Source organism: Aeromicrobium sp. REDSEA-S32_B7, from assembly GCF_001626145.1.
GTDB lineage: Bacteria > Actinomycetota > Actinomycetes > Propionibacteriales > Nocardioidaceae > Aeromicrobium > Aeromicrobium erythreum.
This window is the reverse complement of sequence record NZ_LUNF01000196.1, coordinates 1-7,241: the sequence shown is the minus strand read 5'-3', so window position 1 is coordinate 7,241 and position 7,241 is coordinate 1. Positions and strand designations below refer to the sequence as shown.

Below are 7,241 nucleotides of genomic sequence, written 5' to 3'. Positions count from 1 at the left end.
TCGCCGACGTCGCCGACGAGCGCGAGAGCGCCGACCTCAAGCAGTCGTGGGGCGTGGAGGACCGCGGCCGTCGCCCCGCCGGCTACGCCGGGGCGGTCTCCTCGCTCGAGAAGGACCAGAAGCGACGTCGTACCCGGCTGGCGCGCGACTCCATCGACGGGGTGCTGCTCGACCTGCTGTCGTTCTGCCGCGACGTCGTCGCCGTGCAGACCGCCCCCGGCGCACCGCTCGTGAACGCCGACGTCGCCGACGCGGTGCGCGAGGCGGCCCGTCTGTGGACGCCCGAGTCGACGCTGAGCCGGATCGGTGCGATCGTCGAGGCGCGCGAGGCGCTCACCGCGAACGCAGCACCGCTGCTCACCCTCGAACGCATGATGATGGGATTCCGGAGCCGATGAAACGACCGCTGATCGTCCTGATCGCCCTCGCCGCGGTGGCTGCGGTCGTCGCGGGCGTCCTGCTCGTGGTCCGCGACGGCGACGGCGCGTCCGACGACTCGCCCGCCGCCCAGGCGATCCAGCCCACCGGCGAGCAGGCTCCCGACGGCCTGCAGCGCTTCTACGACCAGAAGCTGACCTGGAAGGGCTGCGGCGGTGACTCCGAGTGCGCCACGATCACCGTCCCCATCGACTACGACGAGCCCGACGGCGCGACCACGACGCTCAAGGCCGCGCGCTACCTCAGCACCGGCGACGGCACGCGCGTGCTGTTCGTCAACCCCGGCGGACCCGGCGGGTCGGCGATCGACTTCGCCGCGAGCCTGGCGGGCAGCATGGCGCCGACGGTGCGCGACGCCTTCACGATCGTCGGCATCGACCCCCGCGGCGTCGGCGAGAGCTCGCCCCTGGAGTGCCTGCCCGACGCCCAGTTCGACGCCTACGCGGCCAGCGACCCCGACCCGAGCACGTCGGCCGAGGTGCGCGAGCTGCGCGCCGGCGTCCGCAAGCTGGGCGAGGCGTGCGCCAAGAACTCCGGCGAGCTCGCCGGACACGTCTCCACCGAGGAGGCCGCCCGCGACATGGACGTCGCGCGCGCCGCGATGGGGCAGCAGAAGCTCGACTGGTTCGGCGCGTCGTACGGGACGCAGCTCGGCGCCACCTACGCGACGCTGTTCCCGCAGAAGGTCGGCGCCATGGTGCTCGACGGCGCCGTCGACCCCGCCCAGGACGTGTTCGGGTCCGCCTTCGGGCAGGCCACCGGGTTCCAGCGCGCGCTCGACGCCTATCTCGACGCGTGCGCGAAGCTCGAGTCGTGCCCGCTCGGCCAGGACCCCAACGCCGCCAACCGGGCGCTGGCCACCTTCATGTCCCGGCTGGAGGACCAGCCGCTGCCCACTGGGACCGACCGCGAGCTGACGAAGGGCCGGGCGTTCTACGGCGTGGCCGTCACCCTCTACGACAAGGCGGCGTGGCCCGTCCTGTCGCAGGCGCTCACGGCAGCGCTGCGGGGCGACGGGTCGCTGCTGCTGCGCCTCAACGACCTCTACTTCTCCCGGCAGAGCGACGGCAGCTACGACGGCAACATCGGGTGGGCCAACATCGCGGTCAACTGCCTCGACAACCGCGAGCGGCCGAGCGTCGCCGAGGTGGAGGCCGAGCTGCCCCGCTTCGAGAAGGTCTCGCCGGTCTTCGGTGCCGCTCTCGGCTGGGGCACCCTCGGCTGCACCGACTGGCCCGAGCCCGCCGAGCGCCCGCAGGTGGAGATCGACGCCGAGGGCTCGTCGCCGATCGTCGTCATCGGCACCACCCGCGACCCTGCGACGCCGTACGAGAACGCCAAGGCGCTGGCCGACCAGCTGGGCGACCGCGAGGGCGTGCTGCTCACCCGTGAGGGCGACGGCCACACGGCCTACAGCTCCGGCAACCGCTGCATCGTCAAGGCTGTCGACGCCTACCTCGTCGACGGCACCGTCCCGCGCGACGGCACGACCTGCCCCGACGAGTAGTCCGGCCGCAGTCCGGCCTCGCACCGCTCGGCGGTGCCGCGGCGACGGGGGCGGGCTCAGGCCGAGCGGATGGCCTCGTGGTGGCGGATGACCTCGTCGATGATGAAGGTCAGGAACTTCTCGGCGAACGCGGGGTCGAGGTCGGACTCGACGGCGAGCGAGCGGAGCCGCTCGATCTGGCGTGCCTCGCGGTCGGGATCGGAGGCAGGCAGGTCGTGCGTGGCCTTCAGCCGGCCCACCCGCTGGGTGCACTTGAACCGCTCCGCCAGCAGGTGCACGAGGGCGGCGTCGATGTTGTCGATGCTGGAGCGCATGTCGTCCAGCTCGGCCCGCACGTCCTCTGTCCCGGTCACGGGGTCGAGTGTAGGGGGGCCCGTGTGTCCCGCTGGAGGGGCAGGGGTAGGCTGTACGAGGTTCTGCGGGCGATCCTCGCGGGACCTTCGCCGCCTTAGCTCAGTCGGTAGAGCGTTTCACTCGTAATGAAAAGGTCGTCGGTTCGATTCCGACAGGCGGCTCCACCAGGCCCGGTCACGCAGCAGCGGACCGGGCCTTCGTCGTGCTCGCAGCTGTCGCACTCGATGGGCATGTCCACCCGGCTTCTCGCTCAGCTGCAGAGGTCCTCGTCGGCGTGTCGCGAGGTGGTCTCGACGGCGGGGGTGTCGCGGACCTGCAGGCCCGTGGCGTCGGAGGCGCCCAGGACGAGGCGCACTCCCGCGACGTCGGGGTCGACCTGCGGCTCCACGTCGAGCCCGAAGGAGCGGGCGACGGCGGCTGCGGTGCGCTTCGCGCGGTCCGAGCCGTCGACGACGAGGATCGTCCGCTCGGCCGGCTCCTGCGCGTCGCCCACGGCGACGACGGTGTGACCGAGCGACTCGAGCTGGCCGGCGGCCGACGCGGCGAGGCCAGGGACCCGCGCCCCGTTGAGCACCTCGATCGGTGCGTGCTTCGGCGAGGGAGCCGGTCGGTCCGACGCGAGGCGCACCGGCTCGTCGGCGTCGATGGCGGAGAAGACGGTGCGGGCGTCGTCGGTGGCGACCACGCGGTTGGGGTCCTGTGGGGCAGCCGCCGTGGGCATCGCCATGAAGGTGATGCGAGCAGGGTCCACCGATCGCACCCGCTGTGCGAGGCGGCCGAGGGCTCTGGTGCTGGCGAGGTCGTCGTCGACGGTCATCGACTGCGTGGCTGCGTCGAGGAACCTCACGAGCCGGTCGGGGCGGGTCAGCACCTCGGCCGAGCGCACCTCGTGGATGATCGCCGACATCACCACCTGCTGGTGGCCGATGCGGCTGAGGTCGCTGCCGTCGCCGATCGCGTGACGGGTGCGGGCCAGCGCCAGCGCGTCGGTGCCGTCGACGCGCTGCTTCCCGGCCGGCAGGTCGAGGTGCGCGTCGTCGTCGCGCAGCGCCTCGGGCAGGCACACGTCGACTCCACCGAGCGCGTCGACCATGTCGGCGAAGCCGTCGAAGTCGAGCTCGACGAAGTGGTGCACGTGCACGTCGCTGAGTGCCTCGACGGCACGCACGCTGCAGGCGGGACCGTGCTGCAGCGCCGCGTTGATCATGCCTGGACCCCCGGCGTGCGACGTCCCGTCGGCGTCGTCGCACGAGGGCAGGTCGAGGAGCGTGTCGCGCGGGATCTGCACGGCGTCGATGCGGCTGTTGTCGGCGGCGACGTGAGCCAGCACGAGGGCGTCGCTGCGTCGGCTGCCGTCGCCGTTGCCGTGCTTCGAGGTCCGGAGGTCGCGCGAGTCCGAGCCGATGAACAGGACGTTGAGGGCACCGGTGTCGGTGTCGTCCTCGACGAGGTGGTCGCCCACGGTCGCCGTGCTGAGGTTCGCGGACAGACGCCACTGCAGCACGCCGAGCGCCACGCCGGCCACCAGCGCGAGGCTGACGACACCGACGAGCACGACGCGCACGGTGCGGCGTCGCCGCTGGAGCATGCGTCGTCGGGCCCGCGTGGGAGGGGCGGTCGCGGTGGGGGTGCGCTCCTGCTCCACGAGCTACTCCGCCGTCCGGGCCGGTTCCTCCTCCGAGCTCGGGGGTTCCTCGCGCATCTCCTGCCTGAAGATGCGCAGCGCCTGGCCCGAGCCGCGGGCCAGCTCGGGGAGCTTGCGGCCGCCGAACAGGAGCACGGCGACCCCCACCACCATCAACAGCTCCGTCGCACCGATCTGCCTCAGCATGCTTCTCCCTCGTGTTGCCCGTTGCTCGCCGTCTGGTTGCGCGCCGCGACGACCCGTCGACGCTAACAACTCTCGCCTGAGAGACGCCTGAACCGCGTCACGGCCCTTCGGGCTCGAGGCGGGCTCGACCCCAGGTGGTGCGGTTCGTGCTCCGATACGGTTCGCTGCATGCCGCGTGCGTACCGCTCCCCGACCCGCGACGCCGTCGCCGCGGCCACGCGCCGCAGGATCGTCGAGGCGGCGGGGACGCTCTTCGTGCGCGACGGCTACGCGGCGACGTCGATGCAGGCGATCGCGGCCGAGGCGGGCACGTCGGTGCAGACCGTGCACGCGCACGGCCCCAAGCACGCACTGCTCGTCGCGGCGCACGAGCTGACGCTGGCCGGTGACGAAGGTCGACATCCGCTCGCCGAGCGTCCGGAGCTGGTCGACATCATGGCCGAGCCCGACACGGGCGTGGCGATCGAGCGGTACGTCGACTTCCTCGTCGAGGCGAACCTGCGGTCCGCGGCGCTCCTGCACGCCATGGTGTCCGCCGCGGACGTCGACGCGAGAGTCCGCTCGGCGGTGCAGGACCTGGAGGAGCGCCGGCACCGCGACATGACCATCGCCGCCGGGTGGTTCGTCGCGCGCGGACGGCTCCGCGCCGACCAGGCGTCCGAGGCGGCCGACCTGCTCGGGCTGGTCGTCGGCCCCGAGCCGTGGATCCACCTCGTCCGCGAGAGAGGGTGGACGCCGACGCGCTACGGCGTGTGGCTGCGCCGGCAGCTGGACGAGCTGGGGGCGGCGCTCGACGGGTGACCCATATTGGGGTTAGTCTCACTCTAGTCAATTGAGGGAGACGCCCATGAGCCGCAGCGCGGTGCTGTGCAGCATGCCGGCGACCGGACACGTCGGACCGCTGTCCGTGGTGGCCGGCGAGCTCGTCCGCCGCGGATGGCGGGTGAGGATGCTCACGGGAGCCGGCTACGAGGCTCCCGTGCGCGCGAGCGGAGCGGAGTTCGTGGCGCTGCCGGCCGAGGCCGACACGCTCGACTCCATCGGGGCGGGGGAGCGCACCCGTGGCCTCGCCACCATCAACCACGGCGTGGAACAGGCCTTCGTCGCCCCAGCTGCGCCGGCCGGACAGGCACTCGAGCAGATGCTCGCCGACGAGCCCGCCGACGTCGTCCTCCACGACATGACCTTCCTGGGTGTGCAGACGCTCTTCTCGCGCCCCCGTGACCAGCGTCCCGCGACCGTGCTGTGCGGGATCGGTCCGGCCGGGTTCAGCAGCGTCGACACCGCGCCCTACGGACTCGGACTCGTGCCGTGGCGACGGACGGTGCCGAACCGGCTCCGCAACCGCCTGCTGTACCGCACGTCGCGCGTGGTGCTCCGGCCCGTCCACCGCAGCCTCGACCGCTTCCTCGCCGACGTCGGCGCGCCGGGGCTCGACGGCGCCTTCTTCATGGACGTGCTCGACCGCAGCGACCTGCTCGCCCAGTTCACCGTCCCCGAGTTCGAGTACGCGCGCTCCGACGCGCCGGCAGGCCTGCGCTTCTACGGCCCGATGGTCCCGCCGGCAGCCGAGGTCGCCGACGTCGCGACACCCGCTTGGTTCGACGACCTCGACCCGCACCTCCCGCTCGTGCACGTGACCCAAGGGACGGTCGCCAACACCGACTTCACCGAGGTCGTCGGGCCGACCGTCGAGGCCCTGGCGGACCGTGACGTGCAGGTCGCCGTGACGACCGGCGGTCGCCCGACGTCCGCGCTGGACGACCTCGGCCCGCTGCCCGCGAACGTCTTCGTCGCCAGCTACCTGCCCTACGACGAGCTGCTGGCCCGCACCGACGTGCTCGTCACGAACGGTGGCTACGGCGGGCTGCACCACGCGATGCGCCACGGTGTCCCGATCGTCATCGCCGGGGACTCCGAGGACAAGGTCGAGACGTCGACCCGCGTGCAGCACGCCGGGGTCGGCATCAACCTGCGGACCGGCCGCCCGACCCCGGCCGCCGTGGGGCGTGCCGTGCGGGCGGTGCTCGACGACGGTGCGTACGCCCGCCGAGCGCACGAGGTCGGCGTCGCGATCGCCCGGTCCAGCGGGGTGGTCGGGCTGGTCGACGACGTGGAGGCGCTGGTCCAGGAGTCCTCCTACCCGCCCCTCACGAAGGAGTCATGAGATGTCGAGCCACGAGGTCGTCCGGCGTCACGTCGACGCGTTCAACGCCCGCGACGAGGCCGCCGAGCCCTGGTCCGAGGACGCGGAGATCATCGCCCCCGGTGCGTCGGCCTCGGGTCGGGAGGCCGTGCTCGCCTTCCTGCGGGTCTTCCACGACGGCTTCCCGGACGGGCGCCTCGAGCTGGTCTCCGTGCTCGGGAGCGGGTCACGCGTCGCGGCGGAGGGCCGCTTCGTCGGCACGCACACCGGCACCCTGCGCGGTGCGGGCGGCAGCCTCGCGCCGACCGGGCGCGAGGTGTCGTTCCGGTGGGCCGCCGTCTACGAGGTCGACGGCAGCCGACTGCGGTCGGAGCACCTGTACTTCGACCAGGTCGAGCTGCTGTCGCAGGTCGGCGCACTCGGCGACTGAGCTCCCGCGCCCCGCCCGCTCACGCCGCCGGGCGCCGGGACGAACTGGTGCGCTCAGCCAGCCGAGCGCTCGCGCCGGGCGAGCGTCGACGTGGCGCCACCCACGGCACACCAGACGGCGAGCACCGCCCACGGGCGCCAGAGCGCGCCAGCCGTGCCGCCGGTGAGCTGCTGCAGGATCTCGATGCCGGCCGCGTGCGGCAGCAGCGTCGTGACCTCGCGCCACACGACCGGCTGCATCCAGGTGCCCGTGCCGGCGAGGTCGGGGAGCGCCGTGAGGACGAGGAGGGTGACGGCGAGCCCCCAGCCCCACGCGTCCATCAGGTGCTCGAGCGCCTGCGACACGAGCGCGCCGGTCAGCACCAGCAGGGAGAGCGCCGGCCACCACAGGAGCACCGGTCCCGTCGCGAGCAGTGCGCCGACCAGGCCGCCGACGCCGCCGACCAGCACCGCCACTGCCCCGATCACGCGCAGACGTCGCAGGGCGCCCGGCCACGTCCGCGGCAGCCGGCCGGAGCGCCGAGTCTGTCTCTTAT

Annotated in this window: 8 protein-coding genes, 1 tRNA gene and 1 pseudogene; 6 read left to right on the top strand and 4 right to left on the bottom strand. The window is 73.0% G+C overall.

Annotated elements, in window-relative coordinates; genetic code table 11:
* Positions 1-398: pseudogene (locus A6Q79_RS13320) on the top strand (DNA polymerase III subunit delta'); the annotation flags it as partial.
* Positions 395-1,945, top strand: coding sequence for an alpha/beta hydrolase (locus A6Q79_RS13315; protein WP_067859937.1), 1,551 nt, complete (start codon positions 395-397; stop codon positions 1,943-1,945). The pseudogene A6Q79_RS13320 and the gene A6Q79_RS13315, both read left to right, overlap by 4 nt.
* 56 nt (positions 1,946-2,001) lie before the next feature.
* On the opposite strand, the gene A6Q79_RS13310 is transcribed toward A6Q79_RS13315, so the two are convergent.
* A complete protein-coding gene (locus A6Q79_RS13310; RefSeq protein WP_083516457.1) occupies positions 2,002-2,298 on the bottom strand; it encodes a chorismate mutase in 297 nt (98 codons plus the stop codon).
* 89 nt (positions 2,299-2,387) lie between these two features.
* On the opposite strand from A6Q79_RS13310, the gene A6Q79_RS13305 reads away from it, so the two are divergent.
* Positions 2,388-2,463: transfer RNA gene (locus A6Q79_RS13305), tRNA-Thr, on the top strand.
* 86 nt (positions 2,464-2,549) lie between these two features.
* Here A6Q79_RS13305 and A6Q79_RS13300 read toward each other — a convergent pair.
* Both A6Q79_RS13300 and tatA read right to left on the bottom strand, forming a co-directional pair.
* Positions 2,550-3,944 (bottom strand): LCP family protein, encoded by a 1,395-nt coding sequence (locus tag A6Q79_RS13300; RefSeq protein WP_158509213.1) that lies wholly within the window; start codon positions 3,942-3,944, stop codon positions 2,550-2,552.
* 3 nt (positions 3,945-3,947) lie between these two features.
* Entirely contained in the window at positions 3,948-4,130 is a 183-nt protein-coding gene (gene tatA / locus A6Q79_RS13295; RefSeq protein ID WP_286689859.1) for a twin-arginine translocase TatA/TatE family subunit, read from the bottom strand.
* Between the two features lie 168 nt (positions 4,131-4,298).
* Between tatA and A6Q79_RS13290 the strand changes: the two genes are divergently transcribed.
* Genes A6Q79_RS13290 through A6Q79_RS13280 form a run of 3 tightly spaced genes read left to right on the top strand, consistent with a single transcriptional unit; the run spans position 4,299 to position 6,706 of the window.
* A complete protein-coding gene (locus A6Q79_RS13290) occupies positions 4,299-4,931 on the top strand; it encodes a TetR/AcrR family transcriptional regulator (RefSeq protein WP_067859931.1) in 633 nt (210 codons plus the stop codon).
* Positions 4,932-4,977: 46 nt separating this feature from the next.
* Entirely contained in the window at positions 4,978-6,297 is a 1,320-nt protein-coding gene (locus tag A6Q79_RS13285) for a glycosyltransferase (RefSeq protein ID WP_286689858.1), read from the top strand.
* Position 6,298: 1 nt separating this feature from the next.
* Positions 6,299-6,706, top strand: coding sequence for an ester cyclase (locus A6Q79_RS13280; RefSeq protein WP_286689857.1), 408 nt, complete (start codon positions 6,299-6,301; stop codon positions 6,704-6,706).
* Between the two features lie 53 nt (positions 6,707-6,759).
* Here the strand turns inward: A6Q79_RS13280 and A6Q79_RS13275 are convergent.
* On the bottom strand, positions 6,760-7,241 hold a 482-nt coding region (locus A6Q79_RS13275), incomplete at its 5' end, for a hypothetical protein (RefSeq protein WP_317698601.1).